This is a genomic window from Pseudomonas sp. BF-B-30, from assembly GCF_019956305.1.
In the GTDB taxonomy this organism is placed as follows: Bacteria; Pseudomonadota; Gammaproteobacteria; order Pseudomonadales; family Pseudomonadaceae; genus Aquipseudomonas; species Aquipseudomonas jessenii.
The window spans coordinates 38,139-62,729 of sequence record NZ_JAHBDG010000026.1 but is presented as its reverse complement, the minus strand read 5'-3'; the positions used below and the strand labels follow the sequence as shown (position 1 = coordinate 62,729).

Below are 24,591 nucleotides of genomic sequence, written 5' to 3'. Positions count from 1 at the left end.
TCAGGCGTTAGCGCAATGGGCCAGGGTCAACTCGGCCAGGGTTCGGAACTCGGCCAGCAGACCGCGTACGTAGGCGACCTGGTTGTTTGCCCAGCGGTGCTCATCGGCCAGCATTCGCTCCAGCGAGAAGCCTTCCGGCAGCGCTGTTTCGCTCATTTCCCGGTACGCAATGAACGGGTCGGCGACTTCGTCGAGCTGGCGGAACGCCGGGGCGACGTAGTGGTTTTCCTGCTCCAGAATGAAGGCGATCACTTGCGGGGATGATTCGCCGAGCATCAGCAATTCGAACAACATGCGTGCGTTGGGCAGGTCGTCTTCGTCACAGCCTTGCAGCACGCCGTAATGCCCGAAGCCGTTTTGTTCAGGCACGATGCGCACACCCTTGAGGTGGGTCTGGCGTATGTGCGGCGCCAGGGTGCGCAGTGCCGCCAGGGGCTGCTCACAGGCATTGATCATGTTGCCGAAGTCGAACAGCGCGTGCAGGCGAGGGTGGTTCAGCCGGTTCAGCAGTTGCGCGATTTCGGCGCTCTTGAGTTCTTCATGCTGTTCGAAGTCGAAGAACAGGTCGTGCTCGTCTGCCTGTTGCGCGAGGTAGTGCAGGTCTGACTCGATCACGTCCATGACCCGGGACAACGCCCCTTCGTAGCGTGAGTAGACACGGATGTTGCGGGTGCCCAGCGTCTTGGCAATGGCGATCACTTGATCGACATCTTTTTTCAGCGTGCTGCTGATTTCCAGATGCACATCCAGCCCCAGCGCATTGGCCTTGGCAGCGAACGCCAGAAGCTGCGCGGTTGTCATTTGACTGAGGCTGTTTTCCTCACCGTCGAGCAGGTGCAGGCTCAGGCCCTGCAGTTCGTGGCGATAGGCGAAGTCCAGCAGGTCGCCAGGGGTGACACGGCCGTGGGTCAGGTTGGTCAGCAAGGGGTAGGCATGGGCAAACAGGCGCAACTGTGCCAGTCGGTCGAGCAACCGGCGGGCCAGTGCCTCAGTCAGTACGGGGGGAGTTCCGGCCTCGACAGCCTTATGGCTGAGCAAGGCGTTGAATCGTTCCTGGATCTTATTGTTCATTCGAGTCGTTCCTGGTTCAGACACCGGGTCTACCGGCGCAGCCTTTATCGCGCCAGTCAGGAACTCTCGATAGATCCATTATCAGTTAAATCATAAGACCACTTGCCTTGGGTCAAGTGGCCGGTTGCAGGTAGCCCATTTTGTCCAGGGCCTGGGCCAGTGCTTCGACGCGCGCCTGGGCCTGGTCCTCGGGGGTGCTGGCAAAGCCGATCAACAGCGCCGGTGGCAAGACATGTTCGACGCAGTAGTCACTCAGGGGATAGGTATGAATGTCATGCTGGCCGAGTTCCCTGGCCAGGGCGTCGTCATCGAGATGCGCGGGTAACCAGGCGATCAGGTGCATGCCGGCTTCCACTGGCGTGATCCTGAAGAAAGAGCCCAGCCGTTTCTGCAGTTGTTCGACCAGTGCCTGCTGTCGAGCCTGGTACAGGGCGCGCATTCGACGGATATGGCCGAGAAAGTGGCCTTCGCGCATGAAGTCCGCCGTGGCGGCCTGTAGCAGCGTGGGCGGGCTGCGATCCATGACCGCCCGCAGGGTGCAGAAGGGTTCGATCAAGGCGTTCGGCAGTATCACGTAACCCAGTCGCAGCGAGGGAAAGAGCACTTTGCTGAAGGTTCCGGCGTAGATGACCCGGGCCCATTGGTCCATGGCATAGAGTGCCGGCAGGGGGCGACCGTTGTAGCGAAATTCACTGTCGCAGTCGTCCTCGATGATCCAGCTTTGATTCTGGGCGGCCCAGTCGATGAGTTCCTGGCGTCGCCCATAACTCATGGTGACGCCCAAGGGATGCTGACGGGAAGGTGTGGTAAACACCAGGCGGGCGTCAGGACACAAAGCCAGGCCTTGCCGGACATCGATCCCCTGTTCGTCGATACGCAACGGCACGACCTGACCACCTTGGGCCTGGAGCGCAATTCGCGCCGCGATATGCCCCGGATCTTCCATCCAGAAACTGTCCTGCGGATTGAGCAACAGCATGCCCAGCAGGTTGAAGGCTTGCTGGGCGCCGGACACGATGACCACCTGATCGGCAGTGCAATCGATGCCACGGGCATCGAAGACGTACTCGGCAATCGCCTCGCGCAGGGCCAGCAATCCCTGCAGTTCGCCATAACCGAGCATGGCCTTGGTCGGCTTGTGCAGGTGACGGTTCAACAGCCGCTTCCAGACCGATTGCGGGAATGCATCGTAGGCGCTGTGGCTGGGCAGGAACGAGGTCGGGCTGCCGGTCGCCCAGTCGGCATAGGAAACGCCGCGAAAATGATCGCTGCGCAACGACAGCATGGACTGGCTCAAGTCGGACAGGCGAGGGGGCTGGCGCTTGTGTTCATCGTCTTCAATACCGCGGCTTTCCCATTCATGGCCGACATAGGTCCCGGCCCCGGTCCTCGACGTCAGAAAACCTTCGGCAATCAGTTGATCGAACGCATTGAGAATGCTGATTCGCGACAGCTGCAGTTCCTTGCTCAGGGTCCGGGTGGAGGGCAGGCGCACGCCTCCCTGAATCCTGCCACTGAGGATCTGTTTGCGAATCTGCAAGTAGAGTTGGCGGTACAAGGGGATGGAACTGGCACGGTCCAGCTCGATACCCGACAACAGCAAACCTGCGGAGGATTTCATTTTTGGTTCGTCTGGATGAAGTGTGGTTTGACCTGAATTGGCGTCAGGCACCCGGGGGCGAAAGGGTATCGAGGGGGGCTGGATAAGTCATCCACCACAGCGTCAGCGTCTCAATAATATGGCTGCCGAGTACGGCATTGCACTAACGCTTCTGTCGACCGCCCATGAAATTGAGACGATCGTTCTGAGTTGCATATAGGAATGATATGTATTTACTTACAAAAGATAATCGTTATTATTCGCGCGATAATTCAAACAAAGGTGTCCATGGTGGCTCGATCGCGCATTTACCCAGCCTCTCTGTCGTTGCTGGGTGTTCTGGTTGTACCTGAATTACAGGCAGAAACGGAGTCTGCTCTAACCCTACCGGCAACCGCTGTGAACAGTGAGTACAGCGAGCAGAGCTACATGTCGACCGAGAGCAGGAGCGCGCTGAAGATCGACGCCCCTCTGCGAGATATCCCGCAAACCGTCAATGTGATTCCCCAAAGCGTCATCAAGGATCAGGGGGCGCGGTCGATGGAGGACGTGCTGAAGAACGTCCCTGGTATCGGCCTGTCCAATGGTGACGGTCAGCGCGATCAGGTCACCATCCGTGGTTTCAGTGCCATTGGCGACATGTATGTCGACGGCATTCGCGACGATGCGCTGTACTTCCGGGATCTGTCCAACGTCGAGCGGGTGGAAGTGATCAAGGGGCCGGCTGCGGTGCTCTATGGCCGAGGCTCTTCGGGGGGGCTGATCAACAGCATCAGCAAGACACCCAACTTCGCACCCAAGCAGGAGGTCGGCGTCAGTGTCGACAGCGAGGGCGAAAAACGCACTCAGTTCGATGCCGGTTGGGCCGATCGGCAGCAAGGCAATAAAGCCTTTCGTGTGACAGGCGCGCTGGAGAACAGTGACACCTTCCGGGATGACGGCTACACCGACCGCAAGGCCATCGCGCCTTCGGCCTACTTCAAGCTCTCGGATGATCTGGAACTGGACCTGGGTGCTACCTATCTGTATGACAAGCGCCTGATTGACTTCGGCATCCCGGCACGAGGCGACCGACCGGTCGATGTGGACCGCGACAAGCGCTTCGGTGCCGCCGACCCGGATGATGACTACACCCGCAGCGAAGTGTTCTCGTTCACGGCGGGTGTCGACTACCGGATCAACGACGATTTCAGCCTGAGCAATACCAGTCGTTACTACCACTACGACCTGGATCGCAACAACACACTCGCTGACTCCAGCCCGACACGTTTCGTCACTGCTCCCAATGGTGAACTGCTGGTAAAACTCAACCGCGGCAACGTGCAGCGCAAGGAGGACGGGTGGTTCAACCAGACCGAACTCAAGCAGCGCGCCGTGCTTGCCGGGATGAACCATAACCTGCTCTATGGTGTGGAGCTGGGGCGCCAGGTGAAGGACCAGTCCGTATTCAGCCAATCCAATGTGGCCCGGGTGCCGGTGTACCGCGATGCCTTGGTCGACGTGCCGTTCCAGGCCAACCGGCAAACCGCCAAGGGTACCAACACCCAGGACACCGCCGGCTTCTACGTACAGGACCTGATCGAACTGGCGCCAGAGTGGAAGGCACTGCTGGGTGTGCGTTACGACGTGTTCGACCAGGAGTACGCCGATGACCTGACGCAAAGCGAGCTGTCCCGCACCGATACGACCTGGAGTCCGCGAGTCGGTCTGGTCTACCAGCCTGATCAAGTGCAGTCCTATTACGTCTCGGTGAGCCGCTCCTACCAACCCTCCGCCGAGATGTTCGCCCTGAGCACGACGAACCAGGATCTTGAACCAGAGGAAACCACCAACTTCGAGATCGGCGGCAAGTGGGACCTGCTCGACAATCGCCTGGCGTTGACCGCGGCGCTGTTCCGTCTGGAACGCACCAATATGAAAACCAGCGATCCGGCGAACCCGACCAAACTGGTGCTTGCGGGTGAGCAGCGCACCGACGGTCTTGAGCTGACAGCCAGCGGGCAGTTGAGTGACAAATGGCAGGTCTATGCCGGTTACGCCTTTCTGGATGCCGAAATCACCAAGTCCAACAGCTTTACCAACGGGGTCGCCAACGAAGGGCAGGTGCCCACTCTGACGCCGCGCCACAGCGCCAACCTGTGGTTGGTGCGTTCACTGACGCAAACCTGGCGTGTGGGCATGGGGGCCAACTATGTCGATGATCGCTATACCGCGCTGGATAACAATGTGGTCATGCCGGCTTACACAACCGTGGACGCCGCGCTGCTGTACAACGAGCCGAAATGGGACATGGCCCTGCGTCTGCGCAACGTTTTCGACAAGGACTATTACGCTTCGGCGCATGGCTCAGTGGATCTGATCACACCGGGTGCCCCACGGACGCTGGAACTGAGCACCAACTATCGCTTCTGAGTACAGACCTGAAGAACAGGCGCCCGGCATTGTCGGGCGTTTGTTTGAGGGGATTGTCTCCTGAAGCGATAGCCGGTTACTCAGGGGCGTTCCGGTTAATGCGCGTGAAGCCGTTCATAGGGGCGCTTTCAAAAAGCGCCTTTCATGATCAGGATCCGGCAACAGGCATGTGTCGTATTTCCCGAAGAGCCGATAACGATTAAGCGCAATGCGGTCGTATGCCCAATCCAGAAGCTTGCGAGGAAAGATGCGCAACAGAAGCACGGGGTGCCAGCGTGCGGGTAACTGGGCAATGACTTCGAAATATGCTTGCGAACGCTCCCAGTAGTGCCGGTCGCGGATCACCGCCATGGTGTGGAACTGATCCAGGGGCAAACCTGCCCATGCGAGCAGAGCCTGCCCCTCGGGTGACTGAACCGCCGCCAACCGCACGCGACGCTGGCGGTCATGGCGAATCAAGAATCTCACCCAGCCATTGCATAGCTTGCAGACACCGTCGAACAAAACCACTGTCTCTCCCGGTTTGAGCAACGGCGCGGGTGAGGGGCGGGTTTGCGAGGCTGGCATAGGCGTGGGTCCAAGGGATCTCGGTTAAACCGGCGCCAGCAGCACCTTGGGTGCTGCTGGCGAGGCTTGAGGCTGCACATTTCTGTCAGCCGGGGGGCAGGCTACATCGATCAGCTGTTGGTGTGATTGGCAGCCTTGGCTTTGCTTTCAGCGACAGCGGCTTCAGCCTTCTGTTTCTGTGCAACCTGGAAGGCCTCCATCGAGACTTTCCGGGCCGACTCCATGCGATTGAACGTCTTGTCACCACCACCTGTGGCCATCGCCAGAGAAGAAGCGGTCAGAGCGGCGATTACGAAAAGGGCTTTCATGGATTTCATTTGGGTATCCTCAAGTGACATTTTACGAACTGCTAAAAATGGGTTTTATTGGCGAAAGCTGAACTTCCTTGTCTCACCATCCAGCCAGGGCGGCGTTTCCTGGTGACCAGGTGCCTTGGTCCCTACGTGCTTCGGTGTCTCTGCTTTTTGCCCAGATAGTGAGCAGTACCATCGCTCCGAAACCACCGACGATGAGTACCGGATAGGCTGCCAGCAACTCCACCAGCGAATACTTCCAGGCCAGCGGACGACCAACACCCAGCATGGCGGCATAGAACCACGACACGCCAGAGAGGGCGCCGGAGAACAGCGCCAGCATGCGCAAGCTGAAGGAGAGTTTGAGTAACGAACCGGCTTTTTTCAGCGCTGGCAATACCGCGCTATGCAACAGGAAACCGTTAAAGGTCAACAGCACAACTATGCCGATTTTGGCTTGCAATTTTGGATTGAGGAAATATTCCATCCCCTTGCCGGCATAATCGATCCCGACAATACCAATGCCCGTAATCCAGAGCGCTACAAGTGCAAGCACTACGGTTTTTTGAAGGCTTTCCATGTGCGCGTCATCGTGGTGGCCTGACGCATCTCCCTTCAGGAGTTGCTTGACCATTGCAATGTCACTGGTCAAGACCAGCCCGATTGCCACACAGCAGGCGATAAGATGAAAATATACAACGCCTAAACGCACGTATTCCACGGTGGACGAAGAGAACATACTAAGTTCCATGGTGACCTCTTGGTTTCAATAGTGAATCAACTTGGCTCTATGCACGGCTTGATTGGAATTTACCGTTGCTGACTGCCATTTAGATCCAGCAATTGTTATCAATTAATCTTGCGACATTAAGCCACCAAGATAAAAGTGAGTTTCTCGAATGAGCTTTTTAGTCATTCGATCATGTCCATTTTCAAGTAACAAAAAACCTCAATCGCACTGAGTGCATGGGAGGTTTAACTTCCGCTTCTGGGGGGCGGTGAGGCCCGGAATCCGATCGACGAGCGGATCAGGCAATGCTGGTGGGGCTGGCAGGGCTTGCACCCCATTCGAGGAAACGGATCTTGTGAAGCTCACCCTGGCTGTCCAGGTAGACCACAGTCACTGGTACTACGCCGGTCTTGTCGGATGTATCGGTGCGCTGCAGTACCTGTTTCACATCGATGTCCATACCGTAGTGGTAATCGACGGCTGAAACATGTGCGCCGGGTTCTTGCAGGTTGTTCTGGTCAAAGACACTGGGTGCGAGACTGGAAATCACGGCACTGACAATTGTGGCCATGCTCATAAGGCTATACCTCCACTGAAGTTCGCTTGACGGGGACCTAATGTGACACGTTGAGTAAGTGAAGTTCACCTTACCGCGACGAACGTGCCTGCCTGAAAAGCCTGTAGTGGCTGCAAACTCCCGGCAATTCCCCACGCTTGACGCCTCTCGACCATTCGTCCTTTTAACCCCGTATTTGTTGACCAAAGTCCGTTTTTGAACGATGTCATAACATGTCATGATGGATTTTCATGCAGGGTGAATCAGTGATTTGCTGCCTGATGCCAAAGGCAAAAAAGCCCGCTCAATGGCGGGCTTCGTAATCGGTTTTTCCTATAGTGCGTCGCCAAAACCCTTACGGAATTCGTCTTCAAGCTTCTGACAAGTTTCTACGATGATGCTTTTCCCGACTGCAGGGCCGGAGTAGCTGTTTACTTCCTGGCGGCATAGTTCGACGGCATCTCGGGCCTGTATCATTTCCTTGTCTTGCGACCTGTTACTGACAGAAGAGCCGAAAGCCAGGTACAAGGTGATGGCGATAATGGCTCCGATGAGGACCTTGCCGACAGGGACCATTCTCTTTACTGACGGTAGTGGCCGCCCAGGCGGGATTTGTATTTTCTGCCTGAGGTCGGATTGGCAGTGCTTGCATAGAATGGCTTCAGCCATGATGACTTCCGCGCAATATGGGCAACTCATTTTTCCAGCCTCCACAGATGAAACTCCTTTTTCAAAACAGGATTCTATCATTGGGACTGGGGGCGTTGAGGGACGCGTCGCTGTTTTCCACTGAGGCTGCCTGTTGTCCGGATGCAAGATGGTCAACAGGCACTGATGGCTATCGGCTGAAACGTTCGGCCAGGCTGTGCAGATAATCGGCCATTACTTCCAGATCCTGGCTGATCGCCGCGCCTTGCTTGGCCTGCCCGGCACTGTGGTCGCACAGTTGGGCAATCCGGGTGATCTGCTGATTGATATCTTCAGCCACGTGACTTTGTTCTTCAGACGCCGAGGCCATCTGCTGGCTCATGCCGGTTATCCGGGTGACGGCCTGGCTGATGCCGACCAACGCCGACTGCACCGCCTCGACACTTTGCATGCTTTCGCGGGAAATCTGCTCGCCACGATTGGCCGTTGATACGGCGCGATCGGCACCGGCATACAGTGAAGCGATGATGCCGTGGATCTGTTCGGTGGAGGTGCGGGTGCGTTGTGCAAGGGAGCGCACCTCGTCGGCAACCACGGCAAAACCGCGACCTTGCTCACCTGCCCGGGCCGCCTCGATGGCCGCATTGAGCGCCAGCAGGTTGGTCTGTTCGGCAATGGAGGTGATGACATCCACGACACTGCCGATCGATTGCGTTTCGCTCGCCAATGCATCGACCGCCTGGCCAATCTCGTTGACCGCCTCATGCATGGTTTTCATGGCGCTCAGGCTTTGCCGGGCCAACTCACTACCGTCACGGGTCAACTGGTCAGCCTCCGACGCGGCATGTGCGGTGCTGATGACGTTCTGCGTGACTTCCTGAATGGTGGCGGCCATCTGTGAAATGGCCGCTGCAGACTGATCGGTTTCACTGCGCTGACGATCAAGCGACTGTGCCTGGGAACCTGAGAGCTCGGATGATTGCGCCGCCTTGGCCTTGACATTGACCCCGGCATCGACGAGCCGGCTCAGGGCTGTCTGCAGGCGCGCTTCCTCACTGACCATGGCCATGTCCAGTTGCCCCTGGGGGCCGTGGTTATCGCTGTAGGTGAGGGCGACCAACGGATCGGAAAAGGCTTTCGGATGTTCGGCCAGGGTACGCTCGATGGCCTTGCGATTTCGGGACTCGATCAGGTACCAGGCAACGCCAAGGCTCGCGATCAGGACCCCTTGTGCCGCGGTTGTCGATAGCCACTGACTACCCAGCAGTGAAACCCCGCCAGCCATCAATAATGGCCACCCCTGTCGCAGTGGCCGGAAAATCCGCGCGCTGCGCGCAACGATCGGCTTGCCGGCCCGCATCCTGGAATAGAGCGCTGATGCCCGGCGGACCTGGTCGCGGCTGGGCACCGAGCGGACCGACTCGTAGCCACTCATGCGTCCGTTTTCATAGATGGGCGTGACGTAGGCACTGACCCAATAGAAATCACCATTCTTCGAGCGGTTTTTCACAATACCCATCCAGGGTTTGCCTTGCTTGATGGTGTGCCACATATGCACGAATACCCCGGGTGGCATATCGGGGTGTCGAACCAGGTTATGGGTCTGACCCACCAGTTCGTCGTAGGTGAAACCGCTGATGGCAACAAAGGCGTCGTTGCAGTAAGTGATTCGGCTATCCAGATCGGTCGTGGAGATCAATCGCTGTTCGGTGGGGAAAACTCTTTCATGCTCGGTTACGGGTAAATTCACACGCATACAATGCGACCCCTCGGATTATTATTATGTTGAGCATATAAATCACAAATGCGCCCAGGCATTGCGCCAGCCGGGCCAGGCGTCGGATCGCGGGATTCAACGCGCGGGCCCGAAGAGAAATTTATGGACGGGGGAGGCTATCGACCATTCATTCGACGACAATTTCTTTTCATTTCATGACAAAACGGCGATATCAATGTGAAATCATGCGCCCTCTATACAGGGCAGGTGCCTGGCATTGCGGGCAAACCATGGAGAAAGGCGGCAATCTGCTGGCTATTGCACAAATGCACCACAGGAATCCGCGGGCCTGTGGTCAGGCGCACCGCCTCGATACCGGGGCGATAACCCTGATCGAAATTCCACACAAAGTTCAGAAAGGTCAGGAACGCCCGGTCGAGCTTCTCTGGGCAACCGGCAGCAAGGTCAAGGCGAGGGCGCTTGCTGACGCTGCGCATGATCACTCGGGCGAAGCAGGTCAGTCGCGGCGTATCGAGCCAGATGATCAGGTCGGCCCGGGGCAGGCGAAGGTCAAAGGTGCGCCGGGCATAGTTGCCTTCACAAATCCAGGTATCCGCTGCGATCGCGGCGCTGACCCGCGCGCGGAATTGCTCCGCGTCGGGTTCTATCCAGCCGGGCTCCCAGAACAAGGTGTCGAGGTGCACCACGGGCAGGCCCAGACGCTTGCCAAGGGCGCGGGCGAGGGTGGATTTGCCGCTACCGGCATTGCCTAGAATTACAATCCGTTGCATGAGTGACGTCCTGTCGCGAAAAAAGCCGGCAATTGTGCGGGGTTTTGACGGCCAGTCAACGGCCGCTGAAGGAAACCTAGCTCACGTGACGCCTGGCCGGCTCGTTTCGTGTTTTCAGGCGGATGCGCCCACGCCCTCGGCTTTCTCCTGCGCCGCAACATCATGCAGGGAAATCCTTGAAGTCTCCGGTAATGCCAGCCCGCCCGCCAATGCGAGCAACGCAATCGCAATCAGGTAGAACGCCGGCGACAGGTTGCTGCCGGTGGTGCTGATCAGCCACGTTGCCACCAGCGGCGCGGTGCCGCCGAAAAGGGTGTACGCCATGTTGTAGGTGATCGCCGAGGCGGTATACCGAGTGCGGGTAGGGAAGGTTTCCGAGAGCAAGGCTGCGGTTACCACGCCACACAACACCGCGCCAATCGCCAGGAGCATGACGCCGACGATGGACGCGGCGAACGAACCGGAACTGGCCATCAGGAACGATGGATACACGACCACGATCAACAGCGCGCATGCGGTCATCACCGTGACTCGACGCCCGACCCGGTCCGAATACAGCCCGGCCAACGGGCAGATCGCCGCAGCGAACAGCAATGCAATCAGTGACACCAGCAACGCTGTTGCACGACTCAGGCCACCGGCCACTTGCAGGTAGGTCGCGAAGTAGGTGGTGAACATATAAAACGAAAGTGCCGTGAGTGACACAAAAGCGCCCAGGCAACAGATCGCCGCACCATGGTTGCGCAAGGTTTCCTTGAGTGGAGAATGTGCGACAGCATGTTCCTGAGTCACCGCCTGGAATGCCGGTGTCTCATCGAGCTTCCAGCGCAGGTAAAGACCCACCAGGCCCAGGGGTGCGGCAATCAGGAACGGCAGGCGCCAACCCCAGCTTCCCATGGCTTCGGCCGACAATGACGCCTCGAGCGCGTAGGCCACCACGGCGGCCGCGGCGAAGGCGGAAAATGTCGACACCGGAATGAAGCTGCCGTACCAGGCGCGCTTGTCACTCGGCGCATGTTCCATCAGGTAGGCACAGGCACCTGCGTATTCTCCCCCGGCGGAAAAGCCTTGGGCGCAACGGATCAGGGACAGAAGAATCGGCGCCATGACCCCGATTGCCGCATAAGTGGGCAGCAGGCCGATCAAGGTCGTGGCACCGGCCATCAGCAGGATGGTCATCGCGAGGGTGCGCTTGCGGCCGATCCTGTCGCCCAGCATGCCGAAGAAAATCCCTCCAAGGGGCCGAAACGCAAAGGCCACGGCGAATACCGCAAAGGTCTTGAGCAGCGCGGCACTGGCATCGCCGCTGGGGAAGAATTGCTGGGCGATGGTCGTGGCCAGAAAGCCATACACGGCAAAGTCGAACCACTCGACGAAATTGCCGATGCCGGCAGCCACAATCACTCTTCTCAGTGTTTGTGGGCTGACTTGTTCCGTAGTTGCGTTCGTCATGCTTGACCTCGACAGTTCGTCAGTAAGCTATCGATTATCGGGGCAGGCACTGAGGTGGTTCACTTCAAAAGTGTCACCCACATAGTCAGTACCGACTTCAGGCCATTGAATCAGGCATGATTCGCGCCAGATTGGCCGAGAGAGAAAAAAGGGCGACTTTTTTTGCAAATTTGAACAGCGTTGAGGGTATTGTCGGCGGCCGGGATTAGATCAATCAGAAGGGATGAAGATGACATTGACTGTCGAAAGCCTGGTCAGGATCGCAATGACCAATCCGGTAAACGCAGAAATTTCCGCTCGTTTGCCGGAGCTCGGTTTGAACCAGTGCATGCTCACGGCCGGTTGTTTGTTCCAGGCCGTCTGGAATCAACAGGCACAGCGACCGCCAGAGTGGGGCGTGAAGGATTACGACGTCTTTTACTTCGATGATGACCTGTCATGGGAAGCTGAGAATGAGGTCATCGAATCAGGTCAGCGTCTGTTCCAGGACCTCGACGTGAACATTGAGATCAAGAATCAGGCCCGCGTCCACCTGTGGTACCGCCAGCGCTTTGGCGGGGATTATCCAAGGCTTCAGTCGGCTAAAGACGGAATTGACCGCTACCTGATTGCCGGCACCTGCATTGGTCTGGATATCGAAACGGGTGAGGTCTATGCACCCAACGGTCTGGCCGACACCGAGCACGGCCTACTTCGAATCAACCCAAAGAATCTCAAGCCAGAGCTGTTCGATCAGAAGGCGAGAAGTTATCAGGCTCGCTGGCCCTGGCTCAGGATCGTGGAACAGCAATGTTGAATCGAGGGGAGCCGATTGCTGCCGGTCGCATCGGGCTGCAAACGCCCGCCTAACGGACATTCGATACCGAGTGCGTCATCTAGCACACGCCGCTGCTGCTTTTTCGCAGCGAGAAATGACTCGGTGCTACCCCATACCAGCGCTTGAATGCCTGGGAAAAACTCGACAGGTCACTGAACCCCAGTCGCTCGGCAATCTCGGTGAGACTCAGGCGTTCGTCGTAGAGCATTTCGATGGCACTGCGGCTTCGGGCCTCGGCCAGCAAGGCACGGAAGGTGGTGCCTTCGTCGTGCAGGCGGCGCTTGAGGGTGCGAGTGCTGACGTGGATCAGGCGGGCCATGGCGCAAAGGTCCGGTGGCGTCGCATCGGTATTGGTCAGGTAGTGCTGGACCAGCGCCGTCATGCCGGAACGGGCGATTCGCCGTTGCATCAACTGTGTGCACATCTGCTCGCACATGCTCACTGTGACGGCGTTGGCTTGCGGCAAGGGGCGCACAAGGAATGAACGATCAAAGGCCAGGCTGTTGCTGCTGGCTGCGTAGACAGGCGCCAGCCCCAATAAACGGTCGTTATCGCACTCGTGAGCAGGACCGGCACGCAACGTGAAGCGCGACAGCGAAAAGTCATCGCCCCCCAGTTCCTTGAGCAACAGCGCCCCCGCTGCCATGTCCCGGGCCAACAGAAAATCCCGCAGGTCGGTTGCCAGCCCGGGCGTGGCGAAAGTCAGCACACCTTCACTGCCTTGCTCTTCATAGGTCACCACGGTGAATGCGTAGGTCAGCGGCAAAAAGCTCAGTGCCAGGGTTAGTGCATCCCCGGTGGTCGCGCTGCTGATCAGGCCGTAACCAAACAGGCCATAGGTCGAGAAGTGATAGCGCGCACCGATTTCGAAGCCAAGCCCCGGAGGATGACCGAGCAACTGCAACAGATTGCCGGTCACCCGCAGTTCCTGATCGGCAGTCAGCTCCAGATTCGGGTCGGCCAGTTGCGCTGCCGTCAGCCCCGAGCCGGCCAGTATCGCACTGGCCGCCAAGCCTTTTTCGACGCCGAACTCCACCAGCAGTAAGGCGCTGGCCGGGCCACGCAGAAAATCCCGAAAGGTCATGCCCATGTCCCTGTGGCGAAAAGGTTGGCCCGAATAATAAAGCAATTGTCCCATTCCAGCATTCGGTTCTTTATCAATGGCCGTCACCATCCTTTGCGCACGGTTCGTCGTTTAACCTTCAATAAAAGGCCGTTGCGGCACCTGGCGAAAACCAGGAGGCGCAGTTGTGTGTTTTCGGGTAACCCCGCAAATCTCGCACTGCCTTGCACAAGGGAGAACAACAATGAAAAAGACCTTCGATTACATCGTAGTGGGCGGCGGTTCCGGTGGTTGTGTGGTTGCCGGTCGGCTGAGCGAAGATCCGGACGTCAGTGTTTGTTTGCTGGAAGCCGGTGGTGGCGGGCAGTCCAGCCTGGTCAATATCCCAGCGGCGATGGTGGCAATGGTCCCGACTTCGGTGAACAACTGGGCCTTCGACACCGTCCCACAGATGGGGCTGGAAGGGCGCAAGGGCTACCAGCCACGGGGTAAGGCACTGGGTGGTTCCTCTGCGATCAACGCCATGATCTACGTGCGGGGTCATCAATGGGACTACGACCATTGGGCCGCCCTGGGCAATACCGGTTGGGGCTTCAAGGATGTCTTGCCGTACTTCCGTCGCAGCGAGCACAACGAGCGCATCGGCAACGACTTGCACGGGCGGGGTGGGCCGTTGTGGGTCAGCGATTTGCGTTCGGACAATCCATTCCAGCAACGTTTTCTGGAGGCGGCCCGCGAGACCGGTTTACCGCTCAACGACGACTTCAACGGTGAGGAACAGGAAGGCGTTGGCATCTATCAAGTCACGCAAAAGCACGGTGAACGCTGCAGCGCGGCGCGGGCGTATCTGTTGCCGTATGTGGGCGTGCGCAACAACCTGACCGTCGAAACCCGGACCCAGGTGCAACGCATCTTATTTGAAGGCACTCGCGCCGTGGCTGTCGAGGTGCTGCAAAACGGTCAGGTTCTCACCCTGCGTGCCAAGCGGGAAGTCATCCTCGCCGCCGGGGCCTTCCAGACCCCGCAACTGTTGATGTTGTCGGGCGTGGGGCCCAAAGAGGAACTGCAACGCCATGGCATCCCGCTCTTGCAGGACCTGCCTGGTGTTGGGCAGAACCTGCAAGACCATCCGGATTTCGTTTTCGTCTACAAGACCTCAAGCCTGGATGCCATGGGCGTTTCATTTGCAGGCAGCACCAGAATGCTCAAGGAAGCCGGCCGTTTTCGCCGGGAACGTCGAGGCATGCTGACCTCGAATTTTGCCGAGGGGGGAGCGTTTCTCAAAACGCGCGAAGGGCTGGATAAACCGGATATTCAATTGCATTTTGTCGTGGCTCCGGTGGAGGACCATGCGCGCAAGTTGCGTCTGGGTCATGGGTTGTCGTGCCACGTTTGCCTGTTGCGTCCGCGCAGCCGCGGAACCGTATCTCTGGCCAGCAAAGACCCGCAAGCGGCACCGCTGATTGATCCGGCGTTCCTTCAGGACCCGCAGGACCTTGAAGATATGGTCGCGGCATTCAAACTGACACGCCGTTTGATGCAGGCACCGGCGCTGGCCAACTGGATCACCCGCGACCCGTACACCGACGGGGTCGAGACCGACGAGCAGATCCGCACCGTATTGCGTCGTCGTACCGACAGTGTTTATCACCCGGTGGGCACTTGCCGCATGGGCGATGACCCACTGGCCGTGGTCGACGCGCAACTTCGAGTACACGGTCTGCAAGGGCTGCGAATCGTTGACGCATCGGTGATGCCTACCCTGATCGGCGGCAACACCAACGCACCGACCATCATGATCGCCGAGAAAGCCGTTGACCTTATCCGCGGCATTGGGCGGGTGTGTTCGTCCGCCCGGACTGAAGCGACAGCCACCACTGAAAACAACAATGAGGCATCTTATGTCGTTGCATGAAGTTGGAACCGGCAGTCAGTCGGCAACAGCCTTGAGCGCCATCATCATTGGCAGCGGTTTTGCCGGTATCGGCATGGCCGTTGCCTTTCAAAAGGCCGGTGTGAAGGACTTTGTGATCCTGGAGAAGAAACAGGATGTCGGCGGTGTCTGGCGGGACAACAGTTACCCCGGCGCCGCGTGCGACGTACCTTCGCACCTGTATTCATTTTCGTTTGAGCCGAACCCGGACTGGAGCAGGGTGTTCGCGCCCCAGGCCGAGATTCACGCCTATCTGCGGCATTGCGCTGACAAGTACGGGCTGGACAAGCACATTCGTTTCGGCGTCGAAGTGGTGTCCGCCGAGTTTGATGACCGCACGTCGCTGTGGCACGTGACCCAGCAGGATGGCAGCGTCCTGAGTGCATCGCTGTTGATCAGTGGCACCGGTCAGTTGAGTCGCCCGGCGTTCCCGAAGCTGGCAGGTATGGAAACCTTCAAGGGGCACGTGTTCCACTCGGCGACCTGGGACCACAGCTATTCGCTGGCAGGCAAACGCGTGGCGGTGGTCGGCACCGGTGCTTCGGCCATTCAGTTCGTACCGGCGATTGCCGGGACTGTCGGGCACATGAAAGTGTTCCAGCGCTCGCCGGCGTACCTGATGCCTCGACCGGATCGGGCTTACTCGGAGCGGGTAAAATCATTGCTGCGCAACGTGCCCTGGATGATGACCGCGTACCGTGCCTCGATATACATGCGCTACGAGTCCCGGGCGCTGGCGTTCACCCGATTCAAGGGCTTGATGAAGTGGGCAGTGGGAATTCCGTTCCGTCGACTGTTGTCCGAGCAAGTGCCGGACCCGGTACTGCGCAACAAACTGACCCCGGATTATCCATACGGCTGCAAGCGTATCCTGCTGTCGAGCGAATACCTCCAGACCATGAGCCGGTCCAACGTGGAGTTGGTGACCGACGGCATTGCGCGAGTCACTGAAAGCGGCATTGAAACCGTTGACGGCCAGCGGCATGAAGTCGATGCGATCATCTACGGCACCGGGTTCGCGGCCACCGAGTTTCTGTCGCCGATGCGTATCGTCGGGCGAAATGGCGTGGACCTTAACCATGCCTGGCGCGATGGCACCCGCGCGTATCTGGGGCTGACGGTTGCGCAATTCCCCAATTTCTTCATGTTGTATGGACCGAACACCAACCTGGGTCACAACTCGATTGTCTACATGCTGGAAAGCCAGATAGCCCACGTCATGCGCTGTTGGCGCACGATGAAGGGCAACGGCGCCAACACTGTGGAGGTCGACCGCAGCGTGTATGACCGCTTTCATGGGCAGGTCCAGCAACGCCTGGTCAACACGGTGTGGAACGGCTGCAAGAGCTGGTATGTGGATGACGCTGGCAACAACAGCACCAACTGGCCGGGGTTCACCTTGAGCTATCGCTGGCTGACGCGGTTTTCCGGGTTGCATGCATACCGCTTCACACGCGAGTTTGAAGGCGGCGCGACCGTAGTCGAATCCCGCGACTGGCCGGAAACATTGAGCGCCGGATTCCTGAGGGTTTTTCTTCGCACCACGTTTCGCTCTCTGATCGGGCCGGGGTTGGCGGCGCCTGCGCAGAGAAAGGTCGTGAACCTATTGTCCAGGTTAATGCCAGGCACTGGCGGCGTGATTCGTTATCGTCAGCAGGCCAACGGCGTTCCCGTGCAAGTGGTCGCACCGCAGCAGGGTGAAAACGGCGGGGTCATTCTGTACCTGCATGGCGGAGCGTTCTGCCTAGGCTCGCCGGATACACATTGGAGCATCACCGGCCGCTTGGCCAAGGCTTCGGGGATGTCGGCGTGGGTAGCTGATTATCGCCTGGCGCCAGAACATCCTTGCCCGGCGGCATTGGACGATGCGCTGGCCTGCTATCAGGCGCTACGGGCTCAGGGGTATGCCGCTGACCGAATCTTCCTGGCCGGCGATTCGGCGGGTGCCGCGCTGGTGTTGGCTCTGGCGCTCAAGCTGCGTGATCTTCACCCGCATTTTGCCGCCGGCATGCTTCTGATGTCGCCAGTGACTGACGACAGCCTGAGCGGTGCTTCCATGACCTCGCGGGTAGAACAGGATCCGATGATCCGTCGCGGTTGGCTGGAGCAAGGGCTGGGCTGGTATGCCGGTACGCAGGTGATGGGCTATCCGCTTGAGGTGGACCTGCAAGGGCTGCCGCCGATGTTGATCCAGGTCGGTGACCATGAGCTGTTGTTGTCTGACGCCACCCGATTGGCCGAGCATGCGCTTGACTGCGGGGTGAATTGCCGCCTGGAGGTGTATGCCGCACGCTGGCACGTGTTCCAGTTGCAAGCCTTCTACCTGCGTTCGGCGGCCAAGGCGTTGAAGACCCTCGGCGCATTTGCCCGGGAGCAACTGGCACGCACGAAGCCTGAGGTGACGTAACGCCAAAAACACAAAAGCCCGCCATCCTCTTGAGGGTGGCGGGCTTTTCGGCGTTTTAATGGGCGTTCTTACTCGCTGGTCTGTAACGGCACAATTGGGCCAATGCCTTAAGCTGATATCATTCAAGACCTGACATACCGAGTAGAAAAAATGAACCGTCAAAAGAAACTAAAGCAACTGTTCAAGGCTAAGGCCAAAAAGGCCAGTGCCAAACTGGCACCGAAGAGCAAGCCTAAATACATTTGTAAAGCGGACCGATTGAAGCTGGCGGCAGAAACCGTTGGCGAGTCAACGATCGCTTCTGAGAGCTGATTCAGGTCGGACCGCGTAGACGTGGTCGACCCCTTCCTTCGCGGCTTTGAATGACCAGATTCCCCTCGCTACATTTGACCGGCCGATTTCTGCGCCCCTGGTTCCGTTGAACCTGGGGGCTTTGTTATTCATCGGTCATACATGATCGGGAGTTGCTTCGCCGCGGACCTAACGGATACCAGCACCCGCCATGGACTCTGGCACCCACTGCGCCGTCGATAGCGGCTCGATGTAGCGGATGCCGCCATGGGGGCCCACCACGCCATTGATGTTGTAGGTGCCTTTGGACAGGTCGTAAGTCATGAAAGGGGTGGCGTCCGGGACCTGCTGGTCGTAGCTCTGGCTGAAGAACGCGAAGGAGCCGCGGTATAGCTGGCCACTGGTGTCGTACTGATCGGAGGCCACCGCGGCCCAGGTGTCTTCATCCAGGTAGAAGCGGCGCTTCTGGTAGATGTGCTTCGCCCCCGGCTTGAGGTTTCCCTCCACGACGTAGACCCGGTGCTTTTCCCAGCGTACGAAGTCCGGGGAAATGAAGTCAGGCGTGGTCAGCGACTTGGCAGCGCGAGCGTAAGTGAGTTTGTAAGTGTTGTAGGGCACGATCATTTCCTGCTTGCCCACCAGCGTCCAGTCGTACAGCTCGAGTGCACGGGCAGTACCGGGGTTGGGGGTGTCGTAGGCCAGGATCGAGATCTGTTTGACGCGGCGCTGGGCAGGCATGTACTGCCAGGCGCGGCCAGGGAACTCCGCCGGGTTGGTCGCGTTCTTGAGCATGATCGACTCGCCGGCTCGGCGCGCAGGTCCGGTATAGGACAGCTTCAACTGATAGTAGATGTCGGAGCTGTTGAACGGTTTCGACAGGTTCTCGTAGATCGGGAAGGAGACGAATGCCTCGCCGGTGACCGCCAGGCTCGGTACACCCGCCGTGTCGACGCTCCAGGAGTCGTACTTGGAGTGGATGTTGACGCCCTGGTAGCGCAGCAGGAAATTCCACATCGCTTCGGCGCCGGATTGCGGAATCGGGAAAGGCACCCCGGGCATCACATTGTCGATGGCGATCCCGCCGTTGAGGGACCTGGCGTTGGTGGCATTTCTGCGGCTGTTGTCCAGTACCGCCTGTGGGAGCGATGCCGTGCGGTGGGTCGGATAGACGTCGACGCGAAAGGCGGGGTAGCGCTTGGCCAACGCTACAGTGGTGGCGGTCAGCATGCCTTTGTAAGCGTCGACGTTCTTGCCGTTGATCACCAGCAACGGTCTTTCGCCCGCGAAGGGGTCCGGGCGCATGCTGTCGCCGGTCTTGAAACCGGGCGGCGCAGTGGTCAGGCCACCGTTGTAGGGCGGAATGGAGCCGTCGGCATTACCGGCCTTTTCGGCTCCCACCCACGTCAGGCTGGTGCCCAGCCGGGCGGCTTCCTGGCTCGATACATAGGCGCGGGCATCGATGGCCAGTGCCATGAGGGGTACGGCAGCCAGAAGACTTTTCACGAATTTCATATTGTTATTCTCCTGCCTGGCGTACCAGGCAACTCGTGACTCAGGCGCAGCAGTCGCTTATGTCGACTCATCACCAGAGACTTTTTCAGTACTGCCATTAGATAGCCGCCTTATCAGGGGCGCTTTTCATTCGACGACAGCCCCTTGGCTATTGATGACAGGCCCGGGCTGTCTCGTCGGGCATTCGATGGGAGAGCGACTGTCACTTGTTTGTATTTTTCAGCGGAATCATTGGGTTACCGAATGGTCATAGCTATGTCTGAACACTGCCCGGACGAAGGTTTCGAGCAGCCATGACCCTTCCATACTTCCGACGTTTAGGACGTTCATATGAATCGCGCAGTAATCTTGATCGTGGCCATTTCCAGCGCCGTCTTGTTGGGAGGGTGCGGCCCGCACTGGGATGACGGGGAGCGGTACGGGCGATATCACGATCATGACCATCGACGTGGTTACGACCAGAGAGGGGACGATGATCAAGGTTATGACCGTGACTATGATCGTCGTGGCTATGATCGCAGTGACTATGATCGCGATCACCGTCGCTACCGTGATCGCGATGACAACGACGACTGATAGGTTCAACGTCATTGAAATGCAGGGGGAGCTAGTGGGGAGCTGCGTGAAATAGGGGCAGGAAAAGCCCAAGGTTATCATTTTGCCAAGCCGACATGGCAATAAGGGGCCAGTAACAGGACGGCCCCCCTTTTCCAATACCAACCCGTTGACCGGCAAATACGGATGAAGCATTTTTCAAGGGAGATACTCATGGCATCAGGGCAATGTCTTTGCGGGGCGGTACGTTTTTCCCTGGCGGTTGAACCCCGATTTTTCTATCGCTGCCATTGCACCCTGTGCCGCAAGCAAACCGGGGTCGGCCATAATCTTGCCACGCTGGTCAACGCTCGCGATTTTCGGTGGGAGCAAGGGCAAGGGACGATCACGGGGTGGCGCAAACCCAGCGGGTACAGAAATGACTTTTGCTCACGATGTGGCTCGACCGTGCCTAATGTTCTTCGCGAAACGCCTTACTACTGGATTCCGCTTGGACTTCTCGATGGCGAGTTGAGCATGGAGTGTGTTGGAGATTTCTGCACCGATGATGCTATGTCGTGGGATGAACAACGCTCGGCAAAAAGTCATTGCGCAGCCCCGGATTCACTGGGGTTTCTTCTGCATGAGTTGCAGGTCGATGCTTGATTCAGGCGCGTGGTCGGCTTTGGGACCCGTTGACAGTTGGAAGGTGAACAACCACAGCACCAGGGCCGTCACACTGATCTCGAGCGGCCAAAAACTTGGACCGTCCGACTGCCACAGAGTGAGGGTGCTTGCCGGCGAGTCGTGAATCGAACGGTTGAGGGCGACTCAGTCGAGCAGCGATACCAGTCGCGGTTCGATTGACTGGTCCACCACTTCAAGCAACGCCAGGGTGACAGGCAACTTGAAGCGTCTGCGCCCCGCACTGCCGGGATTCAGGAATAGCCGTTCACCGCGCCAGTCGATGCACGGTTTGTGCGAATGACCGGTGATCACCAGCTTGATGCGGCTATCAAGATCGGCCGCCACGTCGGCGATGTCATGCACCAGCAGAACAGTCCAGCCGTTGAACTCCAGGTGCAGACAATCGGGCAACTCCCGCGCCCAGGATGCGTCCAGGTCATTGTTGCCCCGCACCGCATCCACCGGCGCGATTGCGGCCAGTTGGTCGAGGATCGCCTCGCTACCGATGTCACCCGCGTGAAGGATGCGATCACAGCCTTGCAGGGCGGCAATGGCTTCGGGGCGGAGCAAACCGTGGGTGTCGGAAATGACGCCGACTTTCATCGCGGGCGGCTCGAGATGCATTCTGGTTCCAGGTTCAAGCGGATGTCTCCTGCGCGGAGCTTTGTTGAACGAAGCGTTCAATTCAACCACATCGCAGCCGACCCCGGGCGGTAAATGACGTCGAAGGCGTAACTCCGCTTTGGCGGCTGCTCATTGAAACCAGAGCGAGCACAGCCGCCACCCGCCATCGACTATCGTTCTTGTGTGCGGTCAGCAGCTCGCCTCACCTGGTTCAACAGGTGATCGACATCCTCGGCGGTGGTGGCGAACGAGGTGACAAAGCGAACGACATTCGGTCCCCAGCGATCATGGTAGAACCCGAAGCCGGCCTTCAGCAGCGCATCGATCATTGTCGAGTCCAGCCGGCAGAACAGGATATTCGCCTCGGTGCCGCCGAGCACCTCGACGCCACCCAGGCCATCAAGCCCCTGCGCCAGGCGCTGGGCGGCAGCGTTGGCCTTGCGTGCATTGCGCAGCCAGAGGTCGTCGGTCAGGTACGCATCGATCTGCGCCGACAGAAAACGCATCTTGGAAGAGAGATGGCCTGCACGCTTGCGGCGGTAACTCATCTCGGTGGCGAGGGAGGTGTTGAACAGGACGATCGCTTCCGCCGCCAGCACGCCGTTCTTGGTGGCACCGAACGACAGGGCATCCACGCCGGCCTTCCACGTCATCTCGGCCGGGGAGCAGCCAAGCGACACCAGGGCGTTGGCAAAACGCGATCCATCCATATGCAATCCCAGGGAAGAGGACTTGCAGACGTCACCAATGGCTGCGATTTCATCCAGGGTGTAGATGCTGCCGACTTCGGTGGCCTGAGTGATGCTGACGCAGGCGGGCTGGGTCGTGTGTACGTCGCCGACTTTTTCGCGAGTCCGCTCGCGCAATCGGACGATATCCAGCTTGGCCGCCGGGCCGTCGACGGTCATCAGCTTCGCGCCGTTGGAAAAGAACTCGGGCGCGCCGCATTCATCGTTGTTGATATGGCTGGCCGGGTGGCAGTAGATGTTGCCCCAGGGTGGTGTCATCGCACTCAGGCACAGGGCGTTGGCGGCGGTGCCGGTGGGCACGAGAAAGACCTCCACGTCGCGCTCGAAGATCTCGCAGAACTTGCGCTTGACCTGTGCCGTCAACTCGTCGGTGCCATAGGGACCCGCCTGGCCCGAACTGTGTTTGACGAGGGCTTGTGCCACCTCCGGCGATGCACCGGCGATGTTGTCACTTGAAAAACCCAGCGCGGGCGGTCTGCTTGTTTCACCGTTCATCATCCAGTTCTCGGCTGCGCAGGCGAAGGTGTTTCGCCCGGATTGGCGCATCCTATGGAGTGGGACGGTTGTTGCGCTTGTAAAAAATTGACGCTCGTCGATGGTCGACGGCCTAAGTCCTGTAGCGCGATGGCGCGACGCCGAATGCCTGTCGAAAGGCGCGGTTGAAATGGCTTTGATCGTAGAAGCCGACGGCGTGGGCGACATCGATGATCGGTTGCGCGCTGCCAGACAGCAGGCCACACGCCCGTTCGAGACGCAGGCGAAGCAGCCATGCGTGGGGCGTCATGCCGATGGTCCGCTTGAACTGCTTGAGAAACGGGAAACGCCCCAGCCCACATAGTCCGGCGAGATCATCGAGGGTGATTCGCTCATCGATGTGGCTGAAACAATAGTCCCTGACGCGAGACCATTGCAGGGGCGATAGCGAGCCGGTAATCGTTTCGGGCTTGATCGCCCGTGACTGGCTCAACAGGTGCTCAAGGAGGGTGAACCATTGCGTCTGCACCGCGAGGCTGCCGGGGCCAACGGCCTGCTGCATCGCTTCGTGCAAACCGCGCAGGTTGCCGGCAAGCCCCGTGTCTTCGAGCAACACACCGGCCAATTCAAGCTCTTTCGGTTGACCGCTGATCTCCTCGGCCAGGCTCGCGACCAACGCTTGGGATAGACGGAATGTCTTGAGCGTATAAGCGCCGCCGTCCTCGGATACACCGTCGTGGATTTCACCCGGCGGCATCAGGGCAACACTTCCCGGCCCCAAAAGAAACGACTCGCCTTTCGCTCGATGACGCTGGATGCCTTCGGTGACAAAACCAATGTGGAAATCGAGGTGGTAATGGCGATCGAAGCCGACATCCGCAAAACGTGCGGACCCCAGCACCAGGCCTGGTACTTCGGACACGTGATGGTACTTGGCTTGCTCAGTCATGAAACCCGTTCAACAATCGGCGAGGAGGGCGAGAGACTCAAAGTTTAAGTGCGCAAGAGGTAGAGATCCATGGGTTGCCAGCAATTGGCCTGAGGTTGTGCATGAGTCATTGAGTGTCAACCGTACTCGCTCGCCATGAGGATGTTGCGCAGCAAGTGACGACGGCTCATTTGTCCGCTGCGCAACGCCCGGTAGCCATCCTAGCTTTGCGGTACCACCCGCGCTTCGTTTCCGGCACCCTCGACGTACACGTTCATGCCCTTTCTCAGCGTCGGGTTGATCGGCTGCGTTACCGAAACCAGTACGCCGCTCTGGGTGCGAACGATGATCTGCTGTGCGTCCACGGGCTGATCATATTTTTTCTTTTCGACGTAGTTGCCGCCCGCCGCCCCCGCGAGGGCTCCGGCGACCATCGCCACATCCCGGCCGGTACCCTGGCCGATCAGGCTACCCAGGCCCAGACCGCCAATGCCGCCCAAGATGGCACCGACGCCGCTATCGTGATTGGTCTGCATCTGGGTCTGTGTAATCTGCTCGATTTTCCCCGAGCGAATCTCCATCTCGCCAGCGCCTCCGCTCCCGGCTCCCACCGCGGCACAGCCGCCAAGCAAAAGACCAAAAAGCGAAATCGTCAGCCAGGAAGCGATTGTTTTCATCGTTGAACTCCATTTTCAGAGGAAGTGGATCATGCAAACGCATCCAATGACGTTAGAC

22 protein-coding genes and 2 pseudogenes are annotated in these 24,591 nt (G+C 58.7%); 7 read left to right on the top strand and 17 right to left on the bottom strand.

Annotation, left to right across the window (positions count from 1 at the left end; all coding sequences use genetic code 11):
• Both KGB29_RS15420 and KGB29_RS15415 read right to left on the bottom strand, forming a co-directional pair.
• On the bottom strand, positions 1 to 1,071 hold the full coding sequence (locus tag KGB29_RS15420) for a sugar phosphate isomerase/epimerase family protein (protein ID WP_150813182.1): 1,071 nt from the start codon (positions 1,069 to 1,071) through the stop codon (positions 1 to 3).
• A 112-nt stretch (positions 1,072 to 1,183) separates the two neighbouring features.
• A complete protein-coding gene (locus KGB29_RS15415; protein ID WP_057714879.1) occupies positions 1,184 to 2,692 on the bottom strand; it encodes a PLP-dependent aminotransferase family protein in 1,509 nt (502 codons plus the stop codon).
• 267 nt (positions 2,693 to 2,959) lie between these two features.
• Between KGB29_RS15415 and KGB29_RS15410 the strand changes: the two genes are divergently transcribed.
• Positions 2,960 to 5,083, top strand: coding sequence for a TonB-dependent receptor (locus KGB29_RS15410; protein ID WP_150813181.1), 2,124 nt, complete (start codon positions 2,960 to 2,962; stop codon positions 5,081 to 5,083).
• Between the two features lie 114 nt (positions 5,084 to 5,197).
• Here the strand turns inward: KGB29_RS15410 and KGB29_RS15405 are convergent, their stop codons facing one another.
• The 9 genes and pseudogenes from KGB29_RS15405 to KGB29_RS15370 all read right to left on the bottom strand — a co-directional run bounded on the left by KGB29_RS15405 (position 5,198) and on the right by KGB29_RS15370 (position 11,837).
• Complete coding sequence (locus KGB29_RS15405) at positions 5,198 to 5,650, bottom strand: thiol-disulfide oxidoreductase DCC family protein (protein ID WP_150813180.1); 453 nt, start codon at positions 5,648 to 5,650, stop codon at positions 5,198 to 5,200.
• Between the two features lie 110 nt (positions 5,651 to 5,760).
• Positions 5,761 to 5,967 (bottom strand): co-regulatory protein PtrA N-terminal domain-containing protein, encoded by a 207-nt coding sequence (locus tag KGB29_RS15400; protein WP_057714876.1) that lies wholly within the window; start codon positions 5,965 to 5,967, stop codon positions 5,761 to 5,763.
• Positions 5,968 to 6,040: 73 nt separating this feature from the next.
• The gene (locus KGB29_RS15395; RefSeq protein ID WP_150813178.1) at positions 6,041 to 6,694 is read right to left on the bottom strand and encodes a hypothetical protein; all 654 of its coding nucleotides are present in this window, start codon (positions 6,692 to 6,694) and stop codon (positions 6,041 to 6,043) included.
• Positions 6,695 to 6,971: 277 nt separating this feature from the next.
• Positions 6,972 to 7,250, bottom strand: a complete 279-nt coding sequence (locus tag KGB29_RS15390) for a DUF2790 domain-containing protein (protein WP_102669614.1) — start codon at positions 7,248 to 7,250, stop codon at positions 6,972 to 6,974.
• A 312-nt stretch (positions 7,251 to 7,562) separates the two neighbouring features.
• Positions 7,563 to 7,898, bottom strand: a complete 336-nt coding sequence (locus KGB29_RS15385; RefSeq protein WP_150813177.1) for a hypothetical protein — start codon at positions 7,896 to 7,898, stop codon at positions 7,563 to 7,565.
• Between the two features lie 169 nt (positions 7,899 to 8,067).
• Positions 8,068 to 9,042 (bottom strand): annotated as a pseudogene (locus tag KGB29_RS28910) (methyl-accepting chemotaxis protein); the annotation flags it as partial.
• A gap of 282 nt (positions 9,043 to 9,324) precedes the next feature.
• Positions 9,325 to 9,633, bottom strand: a pseudogene (locus tag KGB29_RS28905) (PAS domain-containing protein); the annotation flags it as partial.
• Positions 9,634 to 9,848: 215 nt separating this feature from the next.
• Positions 9,849 to 10,385: an AAA family ATPase gene (locus KGB29_RS15375; protein ID WP_150813175.1), complete on the bottom strand. Its 537-nt coding sequence runs from the start codon at positions 10,383 to 10,385 to the stop codon at positions 9,849 to 9,851.
• 114 nt (positions 10,386 to 10,499) lie between these two features.
• The gene (locus KGB29_RS15370; protein ID WP_057714870.1) at positions 10,500 to 11,837 is read right to left on the bottom strand and encodes an MFS transporter; all 1,338 of its coding nucleotides are present in this window, start codon (positions 11,835 to 11,837) and stop codon (positions 10,500 to 10,502) included.
• Between the two features lie 229 nt (positions 11,838 to 12,066).
• Here KGB29_RS15370 and KGB29_RS15365 point away from each other — a divergent pair, with 229 nt between their 5' ends.
• Complete coding sequence (locus KGB29_RS15365; RefSeq protein WP_174245514.1) at positions 12,067 to 12,633, top strand: nucleotidyltransferase family protein; 567 nt, start codon at positions 12,067 to 12,069, stop codon at positions 12,631 to 12,633.
• 79 nt (positions 12,634 to 12,712) lie between these two features.
• Here KGB29_RS15365 and KGB29_RS15360 read toward each other — a convergent pair whose 3' ends face one another.
• Entirely contained in the window at positions 12,713 to 13,738 is a 1,026-nt protein-coding gene (locus tag KGB29_RS15360; protein ID WP_150813174.1) for an AraC family transcriptional regulator, read from the bottom strand.
• A 223-nt stretch (positions 13,739 to 13,961) separates the two neighbouring features.
• Here KGB29_RS15360 and KGB29_RS15355 point away from each other — a divergent pair, with 223 nt between their 5' ends.
• From KGB29_RS15355 to KGB29_RS15345, 3 genes are all read left to right on the top strand, one after another.
• Positions 13,962 to 15,632, top strand: coding sequence for a GMC family oxidoreductase (locus tag KGB29_RS15355; protein ID WP_150813173.1), 1,671 nt, complete (start codon positions 13,962 to 13,964; stop codon positions 15,630 to 15,632).
• Positions 15,619 to 18,057: an alpha/beta hydrolase fold domain-containing protein gene (locus KGB29_RS15350; RefSeq protein ID WP_150813172.1), complete on the top strand. Its 2,439-nt coding sequence runs from the start codon at positions 15,619 to 15,621 to the stop codon at positions 18,055 to 18,057. The genes KGB29_RS15355 and KGB29_RS15350 overlap by 14 nt, the downstream gene beginning before the upstream one ends.
• A gap of 150 nt (positions 18,058 to 18,207) precedes the next feature.
• Positions 18,208 to 18,369: a DUF2986 domain-containing protein gene (locus tag KGB29_RS15345; protein ID WP_079246754.1), complete on the top strand. Its 162-nt coding sequence runs from the start codon at positions 18,208 to 18,210 to the stop codon at positions 18,367 to 18,369.
• Positions 18,370 to 18,537: 168 nt separating this feature from the next.
• On the opposite strand, the gene KGB29_RS15340 is transcribed toward KGB29_RS15345, so the two are convergent.
• Complete coding sequence (locus KGB29_RS15340; RefSeq protein ID WP_150813171.1) at positions 18,538 to 19,860, bottom strand: DUF1329 domain-containing protein; 1,323 nt, start codon at positions 19,858 to 19,860, stop codon at positions 18,538 to 18,540.
• A 330-nt stretch (positions 19,861 to 20,190) separates the two neighbouring features.
• Here KGB29_RS15340 and KGB29_RS15335 point away from each other — a divergent pair, with 330 nt between their 5' ends.
• A complete protein-coding gene (locus KGB29_RS15335) occupies positions 20,191 to 20,436 on the top strand; it encodes a hypothetical protein (protein WP_150813170.1) in 246 nt (81 codons plus the stop codon).
• Positions 20,437 to 20,628: 192 nt separating this feature from the next.
• Positions 20,629 to 21,060, top strand: a complete 432-nt coding sequence (locus KGB29_RS15330) for a GFA family protein (protein WP_150813169.1) — start codon at positions 20,629 to 20,631, stop codon at positions 21,058 to 21,060.
• 165 nt (positions 21,061 to 21,225) lie between these two features.
• On the opposite strand, the gene KGB29_RS15325 is transcribed toward KGB29_RS15330, so the two are convergent.
• The 4 genes from KGB29_RS15325 to KGB29_RS15310 form a co-directional block, all read right to left on the bottom strand.
• The gene (locus tag KGB29_RS15325; RefSeq protein WP_090457877.1) at positions 21,226 to 21,684 is read right to left on the bottom strand and encodes a metallophosphoesterase family protein; all 459 of its coding nucleotides are present in this window, start codon (positions 21,682 to 21,684) and stop codon (positions 21,226 to 21,228) included.
• Between the two features lie 191 nt (positions 21,685 to 21,875).
• The gene (locus KGB29_RS15320) at positions 21,876 to 22,952 is read right to left on the bottom strand and encodes a threonine aldolase family protein (RefSeq protein WP_223507913.1); all 1,077 of its coding nucleotides are present in this window, start codon (positions 22,950 to 22,952) and stop codon (positions 21,876 to 21,878) included.
• A 109-nt stretch (positions 22,953 to 23,061) separates the two neighbouring features.
• Complete coding sequence (locus KGB29_RS15315) at positions 23,062 to 23,877, bottom strand: AraC family transcriptional regulator (RefSeq protein ID WP_150813168.1); 816 nt, start codon at positions 23,875 to 23,877, stop codon at positions 23,062 to 23,064.
• Positions 23,878 to 24,077: 200 nt separating this feature from the next.
• Positions 24,078 to 24,533 (bottom strand): glycine zipper 2TM domain-containing protein, encoded by a 456-nt coding sequence (locus tag KGB29_RS15310; RefSeq protein ID WP_150813167.1) that lies wholly within the window; start codon positions 24,531 to 24,533, stop codon positions 24,078 to 24,080.
• Positions 24,534 to 24,591 lie beyond the last annotated feature (58 nt).

Excerpts from the sequence above, each read along its gene's own strand:
- KGB29_RS15330 (WP_150813169.1), top strand. The coding sequence starts at position 20,629 with ATGGCATCAGGGCAATGTCTTTGCGGGGCGGTACGTTTTTCCCTGGCG.
- KGB29_RS15310 (WP_150813167.1), bottom strand. The coding sequence starts at position 24,533 with ATGAAAACAATCGCTTCCTGGCTGACGATTTCGCTTTTTGGTCTTTTG.
- KGB29_RS15395 (WP_150813178.1), bottom strand. The coding sequence starts at position 6,694 with ATGGAACTTAGTATGTTCTCTTCGTCCACCGTGGAATACGTGCGTTTA.
- KGB29_RS15385 (WP_150813177.1), bottom strand. The coding sequence starts at position 7,898 with ATGGCTGAAGCCATTCTATGCAAGCACTGCCAATCCGACCTCAGGCAG.
- KGB29_RS15370 (WP_057714870.1), bottom strand. The coding sequence starts at position 11,837 with ATGACGAACGCAACTACGGAACAAGTCAGCCCACAAACACTGAGAAGA.
- KGB29_RS15405 (WP_150813180.1), bottom strand. The coding sequence starts at position 5,650 with ATGCCAGCCTCGCAAACCCGCCCCTCACCCGCGCCGTTGCTCAAACCG.
- KGB29_RS15390 (WP_102669614.1), bottom strand. The coding sequence starts at position 7,250 with ATGAGCATGGCCACAATTGTCAGTGCCGTGATTTCCAGTCTCGCACCC.
- KGB29_RS15320 (WP_223507913.1), bottom strand. The coding sequence starts at position 22,952 with ATGATGAACGGTGAAACAAGCAGACCGCCCGCGCTGGGTTTTTCAAGT.
- KGB29_RS15350 (WP_150813172.1), top strand. The coding sequence starts at position 15,619 with ATGTCGTTGCATGAAGTTGGAACCGGCAGTCAGTCGGCAACAGCCTTG.
- KGB29_RS15315 (WP_150813168.1), bottom strand. The coding sequence starts at position 23,877 with ATGACTGAGCAAGCCAAGTACCATCACGTGTCCGAAGTACCAGGCCTG.
- KGB29_RS15410 (WP_150813181.1), top strand. The coding sequence starts at position 2,960 with ATGGTGGCTCGATCGCGCATTTACCCAGCCTCTCTGTCGTTGCTGGGT.
- KGB29_RS15360 (WP_150813174.1), bottom strand. The coding sequence starts at position 13,738 with ATGACCTTTCGGGATTTTCTGCGTGGCCCGGCCAGCGCCTTACTGCTG.
- KGB29_RS15365 (WP_174245514.1), top strand. The coding sequence starts at position 12,067 with ATGACATTGACTGTCGAAAGCCTGGTCAGGATCGCAATGACCAATCCG.
- KGB29_RS15420 (WP_150813182.1), bottom strand. The coding sequence starts at position 1,071 with ATGAACAATAAGATCCAGGAACGATTCAACGCCTTGCTCAGCCATAAG.
- KGB29_RS15345 (WP_079246754.1), top strand. The coding sequence starts at position 18,208 with ATGAACCGTCAAAAGAAACTAAAGCAACTGTTCAAGGCTAAGGCCAAA.
- KGB29_RS15400 (WP_057714876.1), bottom strand. The coding sequence starts at position 5,967 with ATGAAATCCATGAAAGCCCTTTTCGTAATCGCCGCTCTGACCGCTTCT.
- KGB29_RS15415 (WP_057714879.1), bottom strand. The coding sequence starts at position 2,692 with ATGAAATCCTCCGCAGGTTTGCTGTTGTCGGGTATCGAGCTGGACCGT.
- KGB29_RS15340 (WP_150813171.1), bottom strand. The coding sequence starts at position 19,860 with ATGAAATTCGTGAAAAGTCTTCTGGCTGCCGTACCCCTCATGGCACTG.
- KGB29_RS15355 (WP_150813173.1), top strand. The coding sequence starts at position 13,962 with ATGAAAAAGACCTTCGATTACATCGTAGTGGGCGGCGGTTCCGGTGGT.
- KGB29_RS15375 (WP_150813175.1), bottom strand. The coding sequence starts at position 10,385 with ATGCAACGGATTGTAATTCTAGGCAATGCCGGTAGCGGCAAATCCACC.
- KGB29_RS15325 (WP_090457877.1), bottom strand. The coding sequence starts at position 21,684 with ATGAAAGTCGGCGTCATTTCCGACACCCACGGTTTGCTCCGCCCCGAA.
- KGB29_RS15335 (WP_150813170.1), top strand. The coding sequence starts at position 20,191 with ATGAATCGCGCAGTAATCTTGATCGTGGCCATTTCCAGCGCCGTCTTG.